The organism is Lactobacillus sp. ESL0677 (genome assembly GCF_029392875.1).
Taxonomy (GTDB): domain Bacteria; phylum Bacillota; class Bacilli; order Lactobacillales; family Lactobacillaceae; genus Lactobacillus.
In genome coordinates this window covers 1,941,490-1,964,325 of the sequence record NZ_CP113946.1, presented here as the reverse complement: position 1 = coordinate 1,964,325, position 22,836 = coordinate 1,941,490, and the positions used below count along the sequence as shown (strand labels likewise).

The window sequence follows — 22,836 nt, the reverse complement described above, 5'->3', positions numbered from 1 at the left end:
TCTCTCAATTACAGATTTCGTTAAGCACTAATCATTAAAAATGAGAGAAGCAGTTATCGAAGTTATATTTTTACAAAAAATGTTAACGTGTGCATTTTTTGGACTAAGTAACTAATAAATTTATTCAAATATTTTTAATATGGAGGTGTGTAATGGAGAGCGTAGATGCGAATATTATTGATAAAAAGGCAAAAGACTGTGATGCTACGCTGGTAAATGATTCATCTAAGCACATACCACTTCACCAAAAAATTGCCTATGGCTTTGGTGATTTTGGTAATGGCTTTATGTTCGACCTAGGTCAATCTTATTTAACTAAGTTTTGGATTGATGGTGTTGGTATTGGTGCAGGAGTTGTCGCTGGAATCTTTGCGTTTACTAAAATTTTTGATGCTTTTATGGATCCGATAGCAGGTTCAGTAGTTGATAATCGAAAAAACATTGGTAAACGCGGTAAATTTCGACCGTTTATGATGATTTCAGCGATAATTCTAGGAATTTTGACGATTGTTACCTTTACAATGCCGAATGGTTTATCAACAAATCAAAAAATTATTTATGCATATGCTGCTTACATGATCTGGGGTTTAACTTATTCGTTCACTAATGATCCTTACGGTTCACTAGCTTCAGTAATGTCCAGAAATACGCAAGACCGTAGCTTTATGGCAACGACAAGACAAATTGGTTCAGTAGGAGCCCAATTTATTGCTGGTGTAGCATTTATCCCGTTAACTGTAATGCTTGGTGGTAGTAACCAACGTCGAGGCTATTTCTTAGCTGCATCAATTTTTGCCGTACTAGGTGTTGTGATGTTTGCAATTTGCTATTTTGGCACGAAGGAAAATGTTCACGTTAACAGAAACGAATCTGCACAAAAAGAAGGCTTTAAAGATTACTTCAAGGTTATTTTTAAAAATGGCCCATTGGGAGCAATCATTTTAATGACTTTGTTTACCATTTCTGCAATGAATACCAATAACCAAATGATGGTGTTTTATGCGGAATATAATCTAGGTAACATTGGCTTGCAGCCAGTCATTAACGCAATTATGATGGGCTGTTCAATTATTGGGGTATTTATGATTCCGACTCTTACCAAACATTTTGGCCAAAAGAAAACTGCAATGTGGAGTTTTGTTATTGGTGCAATAGCCAATATTTTAAACTTTGTTTTGCCTAATAATGTTGTTACCTTTATTGTTTTAGTAACGATTGGCTATACTGCTTTAGCAATTCCGAATGGGATTACGTGGGCAATGGTTTCCAATGCAATTGATTATGGCGAATGGCGTTCAGGTACTCGTAAAGAGGGTATCACCTATGCTGCATTCAACTTTTCAAGAAAAATTGCGCAGTCTTTAGCAGCGTTAGTTTCTGCAGGTGTATTGGCAATGACTGGTTACGTTGCCAATGCTCATCAGACTCCAGGCGCTCTTAGAGGAATTAAAGCAGCAATGACATTGTATCCAGGTGTTTGCTTGATTTTAGCTGCAATCATCATTGGCTTTTTATATAAATTAGATGATGATCGCTTTGCTAAGATTGTTGATGATTTAGACCATGGCCTCTGGGAAGGTGGCCGAATTGGCGATAACTAAGATTAATTATTTAAAAATGTAATTTTGTAGATAGGAGAAATATTATGGATTTAAATGAATTATTATGTAACGTTAAAGAGATTTTAGCTGCCGATGGCAACTATGATAGTTTGACTAATGAGCACATTTATAAGCCCTCAATTCAAGTAGATCGGCGCAATGTATACTTTATCCTTCATCAAATGGGTACTGATGGCATTATGCAAAAGAAGTTAGTAGTTTATGAAAACCGTCTGACTGCTACAAATTTTGAAGCAGTTGAATCTTTGACAGATGTTGACTCGACTTTATTAGTTGCTGAATTAAACGAACATAACAATAATGCTTTAGCTAAACGTTTCCACTGGATTCGTCCAACCTCACGGCGTAATTACAAGTACTCCTTTGGTTTAGGTGATCGATTAGGCAATGCATCAAATGCTCATATTAGATTGTTCAAGGGCCGCGGTGTAATGCCAGTGTTGGCTCAACAATCAATTCGAGAATTAGTTTTGATGAACCGGACTAATACAGATGTATTCCAAGATGCTTCATGGTCAGTCTTTGAAGAAGGTTTTACCTATGGCTGGGGTGCTGATGGTGACCACGTTAAGACACCTTATGAAGTTGATTATGCTGTTAAGATTGGTTGTTCAATCATTACGCTTGATTTAACAGAAGTAGTTAATAATGATGCTGTTAACTTGAGTGATGAAGAACTAGATAAACAATTTAATGCTCTTGATCCAGAACAAATCAAATACTTTAACGATACTTATTTGAACAAAACTTTTGATATTGGTAATGGCTATTCAGTTAAGTTTACTAAGCATGACGTTGAAGAATCTGTATTGACTTACTATGATGCACTTCTCTTTTCAATTAATGTTTACCAAAAATACATTGTCCCTTATAACTTGGATCTTGAAATTTCAATGGACGAAACGCCATATCGGACAACTAATCCTAACCACTACTTCTTTGCTAATGAATTGAAGCGTCGTGGCATTACGCCAACTTCAGTAGCGCCAAGATTTGTTGGTGAATTCCAAAAGGCGATTGATTACATTGGTGATCCTAAGGAATTTGAAAAAGACTACATTGTTCATGAAGCAATCGCTGAACATTTTGGCTACAGATTAAGTATTCACTCAGGTTCTGATAAATTATCAGTTTATGAAATTATTGGCCGGATTTCTAAGAAGAATGGTTGGCATGTCAAGACTGCTGGTACTAACTGGCTTGAGGCATTACGAGTAATTGCTCATAAAGATCCAGAATTTATGGTTGAGTTGTACAAGTTTGCTTACGAAAATCTTGATGACGTTAAGGATTACTACGTCTTTGATGCTCAAACTGATGGTAATGCTCCTAAACCTGAAACAATTACACCAGCTAATGTGAATACATTATTAGATGACAATGATTCACGACAAATTTTACATACGATGTTTGGTCCGATTATGAACTTGAAGCACAACTATCACTATGTATACCGTGATAAGTTCTGGAACATTCTGCTTAAGAACCAAGCTTTATACGACAAGTACTTGAATATCCATATTGCTGAACACTTAGACTTGCTTCAAGGTGTTGTTAAGACTAAGCAAGAAGCCTTAGATAAGAATGAACCTAAGACTGATATTTCTAAAGAAATTTAGTTAACAAGATTAACCTAAGGAGGTTTTAATCTAGTATGAGTTTATTAAATCAAGATTTTTTGCTGGAAAATGATACAGCAAAGACGCTGTTTCATGACTATGCAGCTAAGATGCCAATTATCGATTTTCACTGCCACCTGAATCCAGAAGAAATTTACGAGAACAAGAATTACACAAACATTACTAGAATTTGGCTCAACGAAGGACATTATGGTGACCACTATAAATGGCGTTTGATGCGGGCAAATGGTGTAGATGAAAAATACATCACCGGTGATGGTGATGAATATAAAAAGTTTGTGGAATGGGCAAAAACCATTGAAAAGTCTTATGGTAATCCACTTTATGAGTGGACACACCTAGAATTACGGCGCTTTTTCCATATTGATGAAGAATTTACCCAAGAATCAGCTCCAAGAATTTGGCAAAAAGCTAATGAATTACTGCAAACTGAAGATTTTAAGCCACGCAACTTAATTAAGAACTCGAATGTAAAAGTTGTATGTACGACTGATGATCCTGCTTCGGATTTAAAGTATCACAAGCTGCTTAAAAAAGAAGAACAGCAAAACGGGTTTAAGACCTTGCCAGCAATGCGTCCAGACAAATTAATTCAAATTGATCGTGACGGTTATGGCGAATATCTGGAAGAATTAGGCAAAATTTCTGGTGTGACGATTAATAGTTTTGATGATATTGTTAAGGCACTTCATCAAAGATTTGAATTCTTTAGTGAAATGGGCGGTCGTCTATCAGATCATTCTTTATTAACTTATCACTTTAAAGAAGCTACTAAGGATGAATTAGATCAAATTGTCAAAAAGGGTATTGAAAACAAGCCTCTTAGTCAAACAGAAATTGATCAATATCTGACAATGTTGCTAGAAAAGTTAATGGCTTTGAACAATGAATTTGATTGGACAATGCAATTCCACATAAATTCTAATCGTGATCTAAATCGGCCAATGTTTGACCAGTTAGGTCCGGATACTGGATATGATGCAGTTGGTACTCAACCAGACATTGTCACCCACATTACTAAACTGTACACGACAATGCAAAGTGAGAATCAAGTTCCAAGAACAATTTTCTATTCGTTAAACAATAATGATTGGATGGAACTAGCAACTATGATGGGTTGTTTCCAGGGGGGAATGGTTCAAAAACTGCAATTAGGTGCTGGTTGGTGGTTTAATGATACCGCTGAAGGCATTGAAAACCAGTTGCGGATTTTCGCTCAAGAAAGTTTGTTACCTAACTTTGTTGGGATGCTGACAGATTCACGTAGTTTTCTTTCTTATCCAAGACATGAGTACTTTAGACGAGTATTGTGCAACTTTTACGGTAAGTTGGCAGAACAAGGACGAGTACCAGATGATACTAAGAAATTAGGTAAGATAGTACAAGACATTTCATATAATAATGCTAAAAATTACTTTAATTTCTAAAAAATAAATACATAAATAATCTTTAAAAAACTAATTTCAATTTCGTAAAAAATCAAACGGCAAAAAAGGCACTTAGAAATATAAATAATTCTAGGTGCCTTTTCTAGGCTTGACCATTTCTTTTGTTACAGCCATAATAATTTTTACTAAAACTAACACATTATGTAAAGGGAAGTGGCAGTGATGAAAGATATTAATAAAGGTGGCAGTGTTGTGACAATTAGAACGATTGCTAAATTGGCCAATGTTTCACATACAACAGTTTCCCGAGCTTTAAACGGCAGTTCATTAGTTAAGCCACAGACACGGGAAAAAATAGTTAAAATTGCTCAAGAAATAGGTTATGTTCCTAATATTAATGCTAAAAGTTTGGTAACCAATCGCTCATATATGATTGGAATTTTCTTTACAGATTTAAATACGGGAACATCTGCTAGCTTTTTGACAGATGTAATTGAACAAACGCAGAAGATATTGCCAACGGGCTATTCTTTGTCAATTAATAGCATTGATAATGCAATGGCAGACCACAGTGTCTCGGTTAGCAACTTTGACGGCATTATCTTATTAAGTCAATCTGCTTCTGATGATCAATTTATTGAATATTTGCACAAAATTGGTATTCCGCTAGTTATTTTGAATAGGGTAATTAAACGCAAGGATATTAATAATTATGCGATTGGTGATGAACTTGGCGGCAAAATTGCGACTGAATATGCTATTAGAATGGGCCATCGTAAATTTGCGTTAATCAAAGGACTTAGTACCTTTGAGTCAGCCAAACTGAGAACTAAAGGATTTATGTCTGCAATTCGTGCTAATAATATTAAACTTGATCCTACATTAATCAAGCAAGGCGATTATCGACCAAAGAGTGGCAACGTTTTAATGCGGCAGATTTTATCGAGTAGCAATATCCCAACTTGTGTTATTTGTGAAAACGACGATATGGCAGTTGGCGCAATTAATGCATGCATTGAGTTAGGCTATAAAATACCAGAGGATATCTCTTTTATCGGCTTTGATGACATGAGCTATTCTAAATATTTAGTTCCAGCATTGACTACTGTTCGCAAACCCACGTCTATCATTGTTCTACTTGGTATTTCACAATTGATGAAAATTATGGCTGGTGACCAGCAAGAAGCAATTGAGCAAAAAATAATTAATCCGGAAATTATTGTCCGCAATTCGGTTTTAAATATCAAGCGAGATAGTTAGTTTTTATAAAGATGGGAGGTAAAAGTGAAGGATAACTTCAAAAGAATTTTTGTTAATGGGCTGATTGCGATGGGAATAATACTTAGTGGTGCAGGTTTTACTTTGCGTGCAGAAGCTAAAACGGTTAAAGAGACTGTTGTAATTAAACAAAAGCATGTAAGTAAAAAAGATATGACGCAACAAATTCAGTCAACTATTAATCACATTGCAAAAGTTGGTGGCGGAAAAGTAACTATTGCTCCCGGCACATATCGCTTAAAATATTTAAATTTAAAAAGTAATGTCAATTTACACCTAGATCAAGGGGCTAAGCTTGTCTTTTCAGATAAGTTTTCTGCCTTTCCAGCAGTTAATACCAGATATGAGGGTGCAGCTATTAAAATGCGGCATCCAGATATCTACGGCAATAATGTTCATAATGCAGCTATTACTGGTAGTGGTACTTTGGATGGTAATGGTCAAGCTTGGTGGAAAATGTACAAAAAGGCTAAGCAGGGACCATTAAAAAATGCGCCAACAACGCCTTTTAAATATACCAGACCATTTTTATTAGCTTTTGACCATAGTTCACAAATTAAAATTCAGGGTATTAAACTAATTAATTCTCCTGCATGGACGATTCACCCATTAGAAAGTGAGAACGTGTTGATCCAAGGGATCACGATTGATAATCCTTTAACCTCACCTAATACTGATGGAATTGATCCTGAGTCTTCGAATAATGTCAAAATTTTAAATAATACAATCAGTGATGGGGATGACTGTATTGCAATTAAGTCAGGAATTGAAACGACCAATCCTAAAAGCTCCAGTCACAACATTATTATCAGCAATAATTTAATGCAACACGGGCATGGAGGCGTTGTTTTTGGTAGTGAAATGAGTGGCGGCATTCATAACGTCATTATTAGTAATAATATTTTTGATCATACAGATCGTGGCATCAGAATGAAAACAAGACGCGGTCGCGGCGGTCAAATTAGTAATGTTACTGTTTCTAATATTATTATGCAGGGTGTCATTACACCATTAGCAATTAATGAGTTTTATGGTAAAAGTGGTGCAACTGCGAATAATTATTTATCTAATACCAAGCAGCCGATTACTTCGGGCACCCCAGTAATTAGTAACATTAGTCTGACTAATATTACTGCAACCGATGTTTCTTCTGTTGCTGGATTTATTTATGGCATACCAGAATCTCCAGTTGATGGGGTAACACTTTCAAACTATTCTGTAACGATGGCTCCTAATGCACTTGCTCAAGAACCAGAAATGATTGATCATGCACAAAAATATGCAGATTCTGGCTTTTGGTTTGAAAATACGACTAATGTTCATCTGAATAACGTGTCAATTAAGGGGATAACCACTGAAAAGTTTGTTCATAATGTGAATAATAAAGATTTGAATTGGAAGAATTAATCTGGAAGAAGATGTTTATTAATGCGTAAATATTTAGGTGAACCATTAAATATTCTTCATACTGTTGGCTTAGATACAATGTATCCCATTATTAGATGCGAACTTGATTTTACTTCACAACTAAATCGCCAGCGATTTACTGCTGCTTTAGCTGCTGCAATACAAGTAGTTCCCGAATTACTGTGTTGCTATGACCTTGCTACAAATAGTTTTGTTCAAATAGCAGACAGCGCTGAACAAGTAATTAAGTACAATGTTGCTTATCCTGATGAAGATATCAAAAATTGGAACTTAATGTGTGAACCGCAAATTAAGATTTATTGGTGTGATTATCACAAGCAAACTAAGTTGGTTATTTACTTAAGTCATATTTTGACAGATGGCGCTGGCAGTAAGCAATTACTGTATTTGCTGGCAAAAGCATATTCGGAGGGACCACGAGCATTAAGCAACGTTCATAATTACCAAAAAATTGCTTGGCTGGAGAAATTAATAAGTAATTATCAAAAAGTCCCGGCAAAACAAACTGACCATCCTGTTAATCCACTTTTATTGCCGGCTATTGCTAGCAACGGTCAGAAAGCCCGCTATGTTGGCAGTCTTAGTCTAACTAAAACAGAAACTACTCAGTTAATTGAGGCAGCTCATCTAAAAGGAGTAACTATTAATGATGTTGTAATGACGGCTTTTGGTCGTACTATTCAACGTTTTGCTGGCGTGCCAGATATTTCGCTGGCCTGTCCAACAGATATGCGTAAATTTGGCCCTAAGATTAACGGCGTTCAGGTTGCAAACTTAACTTCAAGATACAATATCACAATTACGACGCTGCTAAGTGAGAACTTTAGCGATCTAGTGCTTCGAGTTCATGATGAAATGCTAACATTGAAAAATAATTTTCAATGTTTTGATTCTATTAAGGATTTGCTGCTGCAATATCATACAGAACCGTTAACTAAACTCCAACAAGTTGTGCAGGATAACTACCATGTTCGCGATATTGCGTATACTAATTTTGGCATTGTTGATGAGGGTAAGTTAGCTTTTGGCGCTGCCAAAATAAAGCGAGTAATATTAACTGGCGGTTTTAGAACTGCACCAATGTATCAAATAGCGGTGGCAACATATGGGGGATGTCTAAATTTGGCATTTAACATGAGTGGCACACGAGCAGAATACAATTGCGGGATGGCAATTGCAGCTAATATGCGCGACATGATAAATAATTTTTCACTTAATGCAATTATTAATCATTAAATGGAAAAATATAAAATTTACTTGATAAAAATTATTCGGTAAAAAATAAAAGAAGAAATAGTCAAAAAACGAATTTTATTATTTTTGAAATAGTATTAATTTGTTGAATTGATAGGCTATTTCTTCTTTTTTGATGTGCCAAAATCTAATTTTTTATTATTGAGTAGAGTATATTAGCATAAAATTTTTGTTGACAAAAATTTATTTTAATAATAATATGTAATCGATTTCATGTATACTAATATATTAGAATTAAAATTAGAAAGGCAGTAAAAATGACATTATTAAACAAAGACTTCTTACTAACTAATGAACCTGCCAAAAGATTGTTCCATGAGCACGCAGCTAAGATGCCAATCATTGATTTTCATTGCCATTTAGATCCCAAAGAGATTTATGAGAATAAAAATTATCCTAATTTAACCCGGATATGGATTAATGATGGGCTCTTTGGTGATCATTATAAATGGCGACTAATGCGAGCTAATGGTGTTCCCGAAGAATTAATCACTGGCGACGGCGACGACTATGAAAAAATGGTTGCTTGGGCTAAGACAATTGAAAAAGCAATTGGTAATCCGCTATTTGAATGGACCCATCTTGAACTAAAAAGATTTTTCGGTATTGATGATACTTTTAACGAAAAGAACGTTAAGAAGATTTGGGATAAAGCCAATAAAATGCTGGCCACAGAAAACTTTAAACCCCGTAATCTGATTAAGAATTCAAATGTCAAAGTCGTTTGTACGACGGATGATCCTGCTTCTGATTTGCATTATCACGAATTATTGCAAAAAGAGGAGCAGGAGAACGGTTTTAAAGTTCTACCAGCAATGCGGCCTGATAAAGCTTTTGCTATAACAGCGCCAACGTATGCAGAGTACTTACAAGAATTAGGTAATACGGCTCAAGTTTCGATTACCGACTTTAAGAGTTTGGTTAAAGCCTTGGAAAAGCGTTTTGAATTTTTCCAAGCTCATTGTGGCAAGCTATCCGATCATGGCTTGAATACTTTCCATTTTGTTAAGGTTACACCTGAAGAACTAGATAAAATTGTCGCTAAGGCAATTGATAAACAAGAACTGAGAATTTTTGAAGTAGATGCTTACGTAACTGGCTTGGTTGAAGCCTTAATGCGCTTAAATAATAAATTTGGCTGGACAATGCAATTTCATATTAATGCATTACGCAATGCCAATAAACCAATGTTTACTAAAATTGGCGCTGATACAGGCTTCGACTCAATGGGAACACAAGCTGATATTGCAGACAATATGATGCGGCTGCTATCTGATATGCAAAATGAGGACAATATTCCCAAGACCATCCTGTATTCCCTTAATCCTAATGACTGGATGCAGTTAGCAACTGGCATGGGAGACTTTTATGAAGGCAGTGCTCAAAAATTACAGCTTGGTTGTGCTTGGTGGTTCAACGATACCCGTGAAGGGATGGAAAGACAGCTTAGAACAATGGCACAACAAAGTTTATTAGCTAATTTTGTTGGGATGCTGACGGACTCACGTAGCTTTTTATCTTATCCAAGGCATGAATACTTTAGACGAGTTCTGTGCAATTTAATCGGCGAATGGGTCGAACGTGGTCAATTACCTGAGGATTATGATTATTTGGGCCAAATTGTTGAAGATATTTCATATAACAATGCCAAAAATTATTTTGGATTTTGAAATATAGTATTGACTACTAGGAAAAAGCGTTTTAATATGTAAGCGGTTAATTTGATATATTAGTATATGAAGGAGGGAGACTTTTTGATGGATAATTTTTTAATCAATAAAAATACACAAGTTCAGGCTGACTTTACAAATGATGTCTTGCGGAATGCGACAGAAATTCTCAATAGAGATATTCAGCGCACTACTACTGAACTCGGGCAAGAAAATATTATTGCTTTACTTGTAGATAAGAAGTTGCCAAGAAATGATACTTTTAAGGTTTGTCAAGTCGACAGTAACCGGGTTGAAATTTCTTCTGGGACTGAACTGGGTGTAATGTATGGTGTCTTAAGTGTTTCACGTGAAATACTTGGAATAACAGATTTTTGGTTTTGGCTAGATCAAAGACCTAAGGTGCATCAATCTATAGAATGGACTGACTTTAGCTCTTTAAAATTGCCAGAATACCATGTTAAATATCGTGGTTGGTTTGTAAATGATGAATTGCTAATTAATCATTGGCATTATAGTGAATCCAACAAATATGTCTGGAAAATGATTTTTGAAACTCTATTGCGGTGCGGTGGCAATATAGTGATTCCGGGGACAGATACTAATTCTCATTTGCACCGGGAGTTAGCTTCACAGATGGGTTTAATAATAGCCCATCACCATGCTGAACCTTTGGGTGCAGAAATGTTTGCTCGAGTATATCCAGATCTTGAGGCTTCGTATTTAAAGTATCCTGATTTGTTTAAACATATTTGGCAGGAAAGTATTGATAAGCAAAAAGGCAATAAAGTTTTGTGGAATCTTGGCTTTAGAGGACAAGGTGACCGGCCATTTTGGGCTGATGATCCACATGAATATACCTTGGAAAAGAAAGCGGATGTAATTAACTCAGTAATCAAGATCCAGTATGAAATGGTTAAGCAGGCTAATCCTGATGCGATTTGCTCGATGAACATTTATGGTGAATTACCTGCTTTATATAATGCTGGGCTATTGAAAATTCCTGATGATGTTGTACAAATTTGGGCTGATAACGGCTATGGTAAGATGCTGTCACGTCGACAAGGAATTGATGACCCACGTTCTGAAGTCTTGAAGAATGGTGATCCTAAGCTTTCGCAAGGAATATATTATCATGTTGCGTTTCACGATTTGCAGGCATCAAACTTTTTGACACTGTTACAAATTGATCCACATGAGGTTGCATTAGAACTAGAAAGAGTTCGCAAAGCAACGTTAGATGACTTGGTAATGGTTAATACAGGTAGTATAAAGCCGCACATCTTTTTCTTATGGTTACTGGCAAAATCATGGCGTAATGACTTTAAGATTAACTCAAGTAAAGAATATTTAGATGCGTATATTAGCGAATACTATACTAAGCCAAATGATAAAATTACTAGCACCTATGAAAAGTATTTTGCAACGGTGTTTAATTATCGTGATTATGCTGACCAAAAAGCAGGAGATGAATTTTATACATATACATTACGTAAACTGATTAAGACTTGGTTAACTAACGCAAAGAAAATGCCAGAAATGGAATGGATGTTAACAAGCGACAATTTGTCTGATCAGGTAGCAGAAGTAGACAAGTTGATTGTTGATCATGTGCAGCCATTTGCTAAATTGAATCAAGAATGTAATGCGTTATTACAAACTCTATGTGATGAAGACAAGCAACGCTTATTTAATGACTTATGGTTAAGCATTGCTATTCATAGTTATTCCATTAAAGCTCTTAAATTAACAATCCAAGCATACACAGCTTATCAATCTGAAGATTATTTGAAGGCATTCTTACTGGTAGATAAAGCTCGGATGAATATGAAAGAGATAGTTAGTCAATGGCAGAATAATCCGTCAGATAAGTGGCATTACTTCTATCAAAATGATTGTTATACCAATGTTACGTTAACAGTAGAATTATTAGAAACAGTAGAAAGCTATTTGCGGATTTGTGGTGATGGTCCTGACCAGGATCAATGGGAAAGACAATATCTGATGGCAACAAGTGATGCTAAAGTAATGCTTTTGTCAAATACACACAAAGCATATTCTGATGAAGAGTTGGCAAGTAGGCTTCGCGGGAAAAATATCGATTAATAGGAGGAGAAAATGGACGATAACAAAAATGAGACAGCCATACAGCACGATGGCTGGGATGAATATCAATCGAAGAAAATATATCAAAATCGCGGAAAAATAGGGATTTTTCGTTCACTAGGTTTTGGTGTGTTCTCATTCTTTAGTATTTCAATGCAGGGCCTTGTTGGCGCATGGTTGCTGTTCTTCTACACTACATTTTGTGGCTTGAGTGCTGGACAAGGTGCGACTATCTTCTTAGTCGGAAGAGTTGCTGATGGTTTAGCTTCGTTATTTATGGGTAATATCTCTGATAATATTTATAAATATCGTTTAGGTAGAAAATTCGGTAGACGGCATATCTTTATTTTGGCTGCAGCACCATCGGTTTTGTTTGCCATCACATTGTGGGTCGCAGGGATGAGTTACTGGTATTACATGATCACTTATGTAATTACCACGATTTTAATGTCAGTTTTGCAGATACCTTGGGAAACTTTACCTAATGAAATGACTAAGGACTACAATGAGAGAACTGAACTTTCTACAACTAGAATGGTTATTTCAGGATTAGGCAACATGCTGGCACAATTTATTCCAGCACAATTGTTTAAAGTTTTCCCACAAACTTCGCCACTGCCATATTTAATTATGCAAGTTATGTTCTCAGTTGTAACTTTCTTCTTGATTTTAATTACTTACAATACTACTTGGGAACACTTTGTTACTAAAGCAGAAGCCAAGAAGTTAGATGAAGAAGCTGCTCTTGAAAACAATGGTAAGAAGAGTTCATTTAAGGCAGAATTAAAGAATTACTTCTCAACCTTTAAGATTAAGAGCTTTAGAACTCACATGGGAATTTACCTTAGTTCATACTTTGGTACAATCTTATTTTCAACAGTATTTGTTTACTACATTGTTTTTGCGGTAGGTAAAACTACTAGTACATCAGGATTTTTACAATCTTTAAGTATTGTTTCTGTACCTGTTACGATTTTGGCAGGATATTTGGTAACTAAGATTTCACCTAGATCAATGTATGTCTTTGGTTACTCGTTAATTATTATTAGTTGTCTTGATTGGGCATTTATTGCATTTAATAAACCAGCTAACGTTATGGTATGGTTGGTCGTTGGGATGTTATTTTACGAAGTAGGTCTATACATTCTTTACTTCTTGCCATGGAATGTTTTCCCATTTATTCCAGACGTTGATACGCTGGTTACAGGAAAGAACCGTTCAGGTTTATTCGCATCAGTTATGGTCTTTATTAATCAAATTAGTCAAGGACTGGCATCAGTTGTTGCTGGATATTTGCTTGACTTTGCTCACTTCCGTCAATCTACAAGTGGTGCTGTTACACAGCCTGCAAGTGCAGTTCATATGATTATTTTTATTGTATCTGGCGGTGTTGGCATTATGATGTTAATTGCTATCTACTTTGCGCTTCACTTCCACTTAAGTAAGAAGACATTTGGTATTTTAGCCGATGAATTAACTCGTTTGCAACATGGTGGCAAGATGAGCGATGTTAAGCCAGAAACTAAGAAGGTTTGTGAAACCTTAACTGGTGTTAAATATGACTCAATTACATTTTGGAAGAAAAATGATGAATAATTAAGAATTAAGGTGAAATACGTGCAAAGCTTAAAGAGACTTTTATCAATCTTAAGTGTTGGGCTAGTTATACTACTATCACGGTCTGTTGTTTTTGCTTCACAAGATGATTTTGCCACGATTTCATCACAACTGGCAGCATTGAATCGAACTGGAGAACAAGTTGATTCTGGAATAGTTCCAACAGTTACAGATAAGGATACGCCAACTACAAGTGGTAAAGCATACTATGTTTCTGTTACAGGCAATGATGCTAATTCAGGAACTAGTCCTAATAAGCCGTGGGCTTCACTGGCAAGAGTTAATCAACAAAACTTCAAGTCAGGAGATAGAATTTTGTTTAAAGCTGGTGATTCATGGCTTGGCCAAACAACTTTAATGCCCAAAGGTGACGACTTGACCATAAGTAGTTATGGAACAGGAAACTTACCTAAATTAGCTGGTCAGGGAAAAGTTGCAGATGTTATTAAGCTGGAAAACCAGAAGAATATTACAATTTCTAATTTAAATATTAACAACAATGTTAAAGGCTTTAACTATGTCAACGGTAACAAATTGGCTGATTTAAGAGGCATTCACGTTGTTGGAAAAGATGCAGGAAATTTAAGTGGCTACTTTTTCCATAATTTGTATGTTCATGATGTCACTGGAAATGATATTTTCATTGGTGGAAATGTTGCTAATAATAAGCCAGGTGTAATTTTTAAAGGTGGTTGGGATCGCTCAAAGGATACAGGAGGAATAGTCTTTGATATTGCGCAACCAGCTACTTCAAAGCCAACTACATTTAGCAATGTGAATATTAACAACAATATTATTAATAATAATTCATATGGTGGAATTATATTCAAGCAGTGGCAAGGTAATGCAGGTACAAATGAAAATTGGGCATCTCGTGATGATGCAAAAGCGTCAAATGATTACCAAAGTTCGACTTGGGCACCACATACTAACATAAATGTAACGAATAATTATATTAATCAATCTAAGTCTAAATATGCATGTGACGCAATTTATTTAACTAGCGTAAAGGATTCTAAGATAGAAGGTAATATTACTAAGGGTGCAGGAACTAGTGGAATTGAAGTTTATTACGGTGATAATGTTTTAATTCAACATAATGACACTTCAAATAGTGTTCCTAAAGCTGGCGGAGCTGACTCTAATGGAATAGATCCTGATAAAGAAACTACAAGGATGATTATTCAATATAATTATATCCATGGTAACGGTGACGGCATTTTGCTCTGCGGTATTAAATTTAGTACAACAGTTGTTCGTTATAATGTAATTGCAGATAATGGTAAGGTTAATAGTTCAAAGAATAGTTATATTAATATTCATGGTGATACAGGAAAGCATGATATTTATAACAATGTGTTCTATGCAATGAGTAACCAGCCTACCAACTTTATTTATTCATCAGCTGGTCAAAAAGAAATAGATCGGTCTGTGGACATGCATACCATTTGTAATAATATTTTTTATAATAGTGGTAATGGATTAATTAATGTTGGCGAGGGAAAGGGAACCAGTTATAGTAATAATGATTATTATAATAATGTCAATATACCTTCTCAGGATCAACGTTCAATTAAAACTAATCCAAACTTTATAGGAGTTTTATATCCTAATTCTGAATACAGTGATTTGAATAAATTGAAATTATCAAATAATTCTAATTTAAAAAAGCATGGTATAAGAATTGTGATTGATAATGGTATTAACCCAATAGAAAAAGATTTTTTGGGTAACTTAATTCTTCAAAGCGGTCCAGCAATTGGAATAATTGAATAATTTAGTTTGAAGCATCTCAAGTTTTAAAGCCTGAGATGCTTTTTAATGAGCAAATTTTAGGGCAATTTGCTTATCTAGCAATATACAATATGGAGTTTGGTACGTTTCTTTCATATAATAGTAGAGTTGTTTAATTTTACAAACCACGTATGGAAGATGGGTTAGAAATGAAAAATAAAAAAGCAGGCGATAAGTTAGGCTTTAGCGCCATGGTTTTCCTTGCAATTAATATGATGATTGGTTCCGGCATTTTTTTAACACCAGGAAGTGTGGTTAAGCAGGCCGGAAGCAAAACACTACTGGTCTACTTGGCAGCAGCTGTAGTTGCTACAATCCTAGCGATGTCGTTTGCTGCAGCAGCTAAATATGTTAATAAGGCTGGGGCTTCTTATGCTTATAGCAAAGCCGCGTTTGGTTCTAAGTTTGGCTTTTACATTGGAACGACGTGCTACTTTGCAACTAGTGCCGTGTGGGGCGTCGCTTCTGTTGGAATTACTAAGTCAACGATTTCAATCTGTGGTGGTGATCCGAACAAGGTAAGTAACGTGACAGCTGGCCTACTTGCTTTATTGCTGCTAGTTACAATTGTTAACTTATTTGGCCAAAAAATTATCAAGCGAGTGATGAATTTGGCAACAATTGGTAAGCTAATGACGCTTGTCTTAATAATTGCCGCTGGTGTTGCTGTATTGCTGATAACAGGTGTATCGCACCGGTTAAATGAAGTTGATCAAATGACCGTTCATGGCCAAGCTGTTATTCCGACTTTGACAACAAGCGGCATGGTCATGGCGGTTGTTTCCGCGTTTTATGCCTTTACTGGTTTTGAGTCCGTTGCTTCTGGCGCGGAAGATATGGAAAATCCTGAAAAAAATCTCCCGCGGGCAATTCCGCTAGCAATCTTAGCAGTTGCAATTGTGTATATTGGTGTCTTGACGGTTGCTTTGAAGCTAAATCCTACAGCCTTGATTAAGACCAACCAAGTGATTGCTCTAGCCGCAATTTTTAATAATGAAATTTTGCGCGATATAATTTTGGTAGGTGCGTTAGTGTCAATGCTGGGACTTAACTTTGGATACAGCTTCAGCACACCACGGATTTTAGAAGCAATGGCACGAGAGCATCAGTTGTCAGAAAAGTTAACGCAACGGACTAAAAGGAACTTTCCAATCAGAACGTATGCTATTTCTGTTGTTTTAGCAATTTTGATTCCTTTTACTTTTCAGTACAACATGACGAACTTAATCACATTGAGTGCGATTGTCCGGTTTTTGGAATTTACAGTTGTACCGCTATCTGTCATTCGTTTTTATTTTGGTAAAAGCAAGGAGCAGATCTTGACGCCTAATAAAAATGTGTGGACTGACCTAATCATACCGGTGATTGGGGTTCTATTAGTTATCTTTTTGCTAGTTGAATACAACTGGCGGGAGCAATTTGGCATTGTCGTAAATAGCCGTGTCATTGGCATTAATTGGCTGGCAATTATTGCCATGTTTTTTGGCTTTTGTGTCTTACCGCTAATTATGTATTTGATTTCACGGCCGCGCCAACAAGACTAAATATTATTGAGGATTGGGTAATTGCCCAGTCCTTTTTTATAAACAAATAACGTACCCATAGTGGAACTTCCGATTATAACATGATTAAAAACTAGCCATAAGGGAGCGTATTAATAAAGAAAAGTAAGAATGACAAGCTTGGCTTTTGGTCGATTGTCCTTTTGGCGATAAACTCAATTATCGGATCGGGAATTTTTCTGACTCTCGGCAGTGTAGTCAGTCAGGTTGGTAGTAAAGCATTATTGGTGTATTTTATTGCTGCCATTTTGGCTATTTCCTTTGCTGCAGCCGCAAAATATGTTGCTAAATCCGCTGACGTTGGTGACGACCAAGCAGGTAGTGGCAATCAGCATGATGATTTTTGGTCTTATTGTTTTACCGTTAATTATGTTTTGGTTATCAAGAAAAGAGCTGGGGAATAAATAGGCAAAAAATAAACCTAATCGATAGTGACTAGGCTTATTTTTATGCGTAATTGACCTGCGTTATGTCAGTTTTTATTCTTAGAACAGTATAAACATAGTAGTTATATGTTAACTTATATTATTTATACGTTAGCTATTTAGCAGGTAATATATGTGCGTTATCAATTTCATAATAACTGTGCTTATTTTTGTTAACTAGCGTTGCCGTCTTAAATGAACCGTGATTTTTGAAAACAACAATCCTTAGTGAATTAGTATCTGCTGGAAGTGCTCCTTGATTAACTGGGTGACCGTTAACTAGCAAGTGACCGTTGCCTGTTGAATGATTACCAAAGTTATTGACGGCAAGGTAAAGGCCATTGCCAACATCATAAAATTGCCGGTGATTAATTGTCGTTATTTCATAAGTTCCAATTGTTACACCGCTTGTAAGTTTGATATTAGGAATAGCAGAGCCTGATTTATTGTAAAAATATGCATTATGTTTGAGTTGGCGATCAATTGCTACAGGCGGAAGGCTTGTTAGGTGTGGTCTAGCTCCACGAAACATTAGATAAATTGCAGATTTTTTATTGTTGTGACTAGTTAATTTCTTGAATTGCTTCAGAGAGTAAGTTTTTCCCAGAGGATTAAGAATAGTGCTGTGACCAACTGCCATAACTTTAGTCATATTATTACCGATAAATGTATCTTGTTTAAGTTTTCCTCGGCCTAACTTCAAAATGAAGCCATCAGGATTGCCGCAATTTGCAAGCATGCCGAGGGTTCCGTTTTCGTGCTTGTTTGCACGCTCAGTAGTGAAATTACTTAAATCTAAACTAGCCAAATTAGTGTCATCAAGGAACATGTAACTTAAGTCAGTGGCATTAGCGGTATTAAAATTAGCCAAATTTAATGAAGTTATTTTGGACAAATCACTGAATATGTAATCCATATGATGAACATTAATCGTGTTAAAACTGCGTAAATCAATGTCTTGCAAGTTAGTGTCACGCGCAAACATGCCGCTCATTGAAGTAACCTTGCTTGTATTAAAGTTACTCAAATCTAACTGCTTAATTTGAGGTTCGCCTTCGAATAAGTAATCCATCTTAGTGACATTTTTGGTGTCGAAAGTACTGACATCTAAGGAAGTGAGCTGATCCATAGTAGCAAACATTGCATTCATATTTGTCACTCGAGCAGTGTTGAAATTACTCAGATCAAGCTGAGTCAGTGAACGGTCATATTCAAATAGCCCTTGCATGTTAGTGACGTTACTAGTGTCAACTTTATTTAGTCCCTGAATACTTTGGAGTTTGGTTAAATTTTTAAATTTATTATGTGAATCTGATGCCAAGCTCACTGGTTTAGTGAAAATAATGTGTTCAATATTTTCAAACTGGGGATTGAGCTTAAGAATTTCGGTTGATGACAAAGTTGCGTTAGAAGTTTCGGGAGCATATATCAATGTTTGCGAACTAGAATCATAGTTCCATTTACAGGTTCCATCTGTGCCAACTAAATTATCGTTTACGGTAATATTGTTAACATTAGGTACAGTGCTAGCTTGCACTGGATAATGCTGCAAGCTAGTTAGGCAAAGTAGTGTGGTAAATGTAGCAATGGCTACTAATGACTTGGTGTGATTGAACTTGATATTCATGATTAGGATTCCCTTCGTTTGATTATTGTCATTGTATAACGCTGTGAGTATAAAATCATGAATCAGGCTTGAAGAAAGTCACTTGAAAAACAGCCTAACTTATTTAGAATAGTGATAATAATTTATTTAGGTGAATGGAAGGTGTGATTTAAACATGAATACTAAAAAAGCAGCAGCTAATTTGCTAAATATAGTTAATACTAGTTTAGATAGTAATTTAAGTAATGATGAATATAATATAATTTTTCTTGCTAAAAAGCGACTAGAAAAGGAAGAATATTTGGCAAGTGTTGCTAATAGTATGAAGAACAGTTTAACACCGCTTGCTATCAAGCAACAATTATCACCAGCTGGGCGCAAATTATATCGTGAACTGTTATCACCAGAATTTAGCGATCATCAATTGGGTTATGGCATTACCCAGATTTTTCATTAGAAGTTGGTAAAAACTTATGATTTTAATTTTTGCATGTATCATGTTTTTAATTGCAGGCATCCTGCTTGTTGGTCCTAGAAAAAATAAATATGGTGCAGTTTTTGATGGTAGTCGGTTCTTGCTTGTATTGCCATTTGCGATGTTTTGGTTTAGGGGTTGTTAAAATTTTGAAAATATAATATTGATAATAAGTTGCTATATTTATGTAATAAATTGAATACCAATAGTGAACATGCTAAAATATAGCTGTGAATAAAAAGAAGTCCTACTGGTAATAGGACTTCTTAAACACAAGTTTCCGTATAAAGAACGGTGGCTTAATTATAGAGTAGCTAAAGGCTATCCCATAACTCGCTAAAGTTATTAAGTGGGACGGCCTTTTTTGCTGCTCTTATTTGTCGTGGTTGTTGCTGTTGATGTAAGACAACAGTGCCAACAGCACTAAACCAAATTGCAACATTAAAGAAATTGCATCGTAGACGCTCATTAACTGTTATACCTTTCAATAATTTGCCCCATGTTTCCATAGACAATCATCTCCTCGGAATTAAACAGCCACCGCCCTTTAAAACTTTATCTCGTGTTCGTTATTGATTATATCTTGATAATAGAAGTTATTGCAATATTAATTTATAATATTTGTTAATTTTTTCTGTGTTTTATTACACGTAATTATTAATTCTTAGAATAATCAATAAATTCTCTTAATTGCTTACGTGCAGCTTTTAACCAAGGATGAATGACTAGTATGTCGTGCGCCACTATATAATTAATGTAATATGGCTATTCCAAAGCTTAATTCTATTTTTCGTCAATTATATTCACTACCTTTACAATAGTAATAACTTATATAAAAAGTGTTTGCTCTGGGATGGGTTTCATGATTTATAATACTGATGTCTGGCAGCTGCGTGATTGGGCTAAACTTTATCGTTTAATGAATGTGGCATCAATGCTAACATGCTCCGTCTTTTTCTCAATAAAGTGCTGAAATATTTCCTCGCCATATTTTTCTGGATAAGTATCGATTGAAGAAAAATTCATAATTTTACTGACCAGGGTATTGTCCTGACCGATGACTAATGGTGGCTGAAGTCCTTTTTCTTGATAAGCCTGAATGATTCCAGCGGCGATTTCATCTCCATTGGCGAAGATGCCGTCAATTTGCGGAAAGTTCATAAAATATTTTCCTGCATTAATACCATCTTGGTAGGTCGCACAATTTTCAACAAGACGGTTCAGTCTAAAGGTAGGAAAATATTGTTTGGCAATGTAAAATAATAGTTTTGTGCTGCTGCTTTTGTCCTTATTTTGCGCGCTCGTCAGACCAATATGGTTAATCTCTTTTTGGGTAAAATATGTGAACAGGTCTTTAAAAGCCTGACTGCGATTAATGTAGATACAAGAAATATTATTAAAAGCAATTTTTTTGCAAAAAATCACGGAGCCATATTTAATGTAAGGCAAAATGTCGCTTATTTTATTAGCTTTAGAAGTGACAATCAGGCCATCATATAATTTGGAAGCAAACTCTTCAAAATAATTCATCTCGATTTTACGATTGTAGTAAGTTGGCAAGATAGATATTTTGTAATTATGTTTGACAGCAGCGCGACAAATCCCAGCCGTCACTTTTTCAAAATAAGGCTCATCAAGATAGGGAACAATTACGCCTAAATTATGAGTCTTTTTCTTATTTAAGTCTTGGGCTATTCGATTAGGATGGTAAGAAGTTTCTTGAATGACTGCTTGGATTCGTTGTCGCTTTTCTACAGAGACATAAGGATGATGGTTGATTACCCGTGATACTGTTGAAACAGAACATCCGGATAGTTTAGCAATTTCTTTAATGGTTGTCATTGTTTTGCCTTTTATTTTGTGCTTTTAACTCAATAATACTATATGGAATCGATACCATGTCAAAAATTATTAAATAGAGGGAACTTGATTTAAGAATGAATAAGGAAGACCAGATAGCTAAGCTACTTGCAAGAGCCAAAAACTATTATTTGTACGGCAATTTGACAGAGAAAAATGAGAAAACTTTCTTTAAAGGAGTCAGTATTAATGGCGACCAAGATGCTTTAGAAGCAATTTTTAAAGAATTAATCCAATTTGATCCAACTAATTTTGATTATCAACAAGACCTTGCGGCAACTTTAATTACTGATAATCAGATTGAACAAGCGGTAGAATTATTGCAAAATATTTTGCAGAAGGCACCAAATAATTACGATGCGCTAATGTCATATTATGTCTATTCAGGAATAGTTAAAGATGACTTTTCTGCTAGTCTTCTTAAGCGATTAATAGCTTTGGATAGCAAGCGTACAGCAATGTTTATGCAAGATTTTGCTAATTTAGAAAAAATCCGGCAAACCAAGATAGCTACAGAAATTAACAGCTATGAAGATGGGCACTTGTTTATCTTGCTTGGCTATGATTTGCGAAAAGACGGCAGTATTCCCCCAATATTGCACCAACGTTTGAGTTTAGCATTGCAATTATTAATCAAGAATCCACGTTCTTCTGTTATTGTTACAGGTGGTATTCCCGAAAATGGGCATACAGAAGCCTATCTAATGAAAAAGTGGTTAGTTAATCATGGTGTAGCTCCCGAGCGCATTTTTACAGAAAGTAAATCAATTAATACGATTGAAAATGCTGAATTTTCATTGCGTTGTGCTCATCAGATTGCTTTTAGTAAAAAGATAACCTTGATTAGTTCGGTTAGTCATCTTCGCAGAGTTCAAATCTTGTTTATGATTGCTAGCAAAAAAATTAATGGGGCAGAGCAGATAATGGATATCGTTGGTACTCCAGATGTGCCTGAACTAATAAATCATTCCAGCAGAGAAGAACAGATAGCGATGTATCGCGATGTGCTGCGGATAGATGATATATGGTTGTACCCGAATTTAGTAAGATAGGTAATGAAGCTGGAATAGCAAAAAAGCTAGAAGTCGCAATTTTATTGCATAACTTCTAG

The 22,836-nt window shown here is 35.6% G+C and carries 16 protein-coding genes and 1 pseudogene; 15 read left to right on the top strand and 2 right to left on the bottom strand.

Annotation, left to right across the window (positions count from 1 at the left end):
- Nucleotides 1-152 precede the first annotated feature (152 nt).
- From OZX76_RS09525 to OZX76_RS09470, 12 genes and pseudogenes are all read left to right on the top strand, one after another.
- On the top strand, nt 153-1,601 hold the full coding sequence (locus tag OZX76_RS09525; protein ID WP_277179779.1) for a glycoside-pentoside-hexuronide (GPH):cation symporter: 1,449 nt from the start codon (nt 153-155) through the stop codon (nt 1,599-1,601).
- Between the two features lie 44 nt (nt 1,602-1,645).
- Nucleotides 1,646-3,241, top strand: a complete 1,596-nt coding sequence (locus tag OZX76_RS09520; protein ID WP_277179777.1) for a tagaturonate epimerase family protein — start codon at nt 1,646-1,648, stop codon at nt 3,239-3,241.
- A 35-nt stretch (nt 3,242-3,276) separates the two neighbouring features.
- A complete protein-coding gene (gene uxaC, locus OZX76_RS09515; RefSeq protein ID WP_277179775.1) occupies nt 3,277-4,689 on the top strand; it encodes a glucuronate isomerase in 1,413 nt (470 codons plus the stop codon).
- Nucleotides 4,690-4,872: 183 nt separating this feature from the next.
- Entirely contained in the window at nt 4,873-5,910 is a 1,038-nt protein-coding gene (locus tag OZX76_RS09510) for a LacI family DNA-binding transcriptional regulator (RefSeq protein ID WP_277179773.1), read from the top strand.
- 24 nt (nt 5,911-5,934) lie between these two features.
- Nucleotides 5,935-7,335 (top strand): glycoside hydrolase family 28 protein, encoded by a 1,401-nt coding sequence (locus tag OZX76_RS09505; RefSeq protein WP_277179771.1) that lies wholly within the window; start codon nt 5,935-5,937, stop codon nt 7,333-7,335.
- 21 nt (nt 7,336-7,356) lie between these two features.
- Complete coding sequence (locus OZX76_RS09500; RefSeq protein ID WP_277179769.1) at nt 7,357-8,592, top strand: condensation domain-containing protein; 1,236 nt, start codon at nt 7,357-7,359, stop codon at nt 8,590-8,592.
- Nucleotides 8,593-8,867: 275 nt separating this feature from the next.
- Nucleotides 8,868-10,280, top strand: a complete 1,413-nt coding sequence (gene uxaC, locus OZX76_RS09495; RefSeq protein WP_277179767.1) for a glucuronate isomerase — start codon at nt 8,868-8,870, stop codon at nt 10,278-10,280.
- 87 nt (nt 10,281-10,367) lie between these two features.
- Complete coding sequence (locus OZX76_RS09490) at nt 10,368-12,386, top strand: glycosyl hydrolase 115 family protein (RefSeq protein ID WP_277179765.1); 2,019 nt, start codon at nt 10,368-10,370, stop codon at nt 12,384-12,386.
- 12 nt (nt 12,387-12,398) lie between these two features.
- A complete protein-coding gene (locus OZX76_RS09485) occupies nt 12,399-13,982 on the top strand; it encodes an MFS transporter (protein ID WP_277179763.1) in 1,584 nt (527 codons plus the stop codon).
- 21 nt (nt 13,983-14,003) lie between these two features.
- Nucleotides 14,004-15,779, top strand: a complete 1,776-nt coding sequence (locus OZX76_RS09480; protein ID WP_277179761.1) for a right-handed parallel beta-helix repeat-containing protein — start codon at nt 14,004-14,006, stop codon at nt 15,777-15,779.
- A gap of 167 nt (nt 15,780-15,946) precedes the next feature.
- Nucleotides 15,947-17,341 carry an APC family permease gene (locus OZX76_RS09475; RefSeq protein WP_277179759.1) on the top strand — a complete coding sequence of 465 codons (1,395 nt, stop codon included), beginning with the start codon at nt 15,947-15,949 and terminating at the stop codon, nt 17,339-17,341.
- Between the two features lie 113 nt (nt 17,342-17,454).
- A pseudogene (locus OZX76_RS09470) lies at nt 17,455-17,652 on the top strand (APC family permease); the annotation flags it as partial.
- Between the two features lie 247 nt (nt 17,653-17,899).
- Here OZX76_RS09470 and OZX76_RS09465 read toward each other — a convergent pair.
- On the bottom strand, nt 17,900-19,411 hold the full coding sequence (locus OZX76_RS09465; protein WP_277179757.1) for a BspA family leucine-rich repeat surface protein: 1,512 nt from the start codon (nt 19,409-19,411) through the stop codon (nt 17,900-17,902).
- Between the two features lie 154 nt (nt 19,412-19,565).
- On the opposite strand from OZX76_RS09465, the gene OZX76_RS09460 reads away from it, so the two are divergent.
- Nucleotides 19,566-19,847, top strand: a complete 282-nt coding sequence (locus OZX76_RS09460; RefSeq protein ID WP_277179755.1) for a bacteriocin immunity protein — start codon at nt 19,566-19,568, stop codon at nt 19,845-19,847.
- Nucleotides 19,848-19,863: 16 nt separating this feature from the next.
- Nucleotides 19,864-20,010: a hypothetical protein gene (locus OZX76_RS09455; protein ID WP_277179753.1), complete on the top strand. Its 147-nt coding sequence runs from the start codon at nt 19,864-19,866 to the stop codon at nt 20,008-20,010.
- Nucleotides 20,011-20,774: 764 nt separating this feature from the next.
- Here OZX76_RS09455 and OZX76_RS09450 read toward each other — a convergent pair.
- Entirely contained in the window at nt 20,775-21,707 is a 933-nt protein-coding gene (locus OZX76_RS09450; protein ID WP_277179751.1) for a LacI family DNA-binding transcriptional regulator, read from the bottom strand.
- A 95-nt stretch (nt 21,708-21,802) separates the two neighbouring features.
- On the opposite strand from OZX76_RS09450, the gene OZX76_RS09445 reads away from it, so the two are divergent.
- Nucleotides 21,803-22,777: an ElyC/SanA/YdcF family protein gene (locus OZX76_RS09445; protein WP_277179749.1), complete on the top strand. Its 975-nt coding sequence runs from the start codon at nt 21,803-21,805 to the stop codon at nt 22,775-22,777.
- The last annotated feature ends 59 nt before the right edge of the window (nt 22,778-22,836 follow it).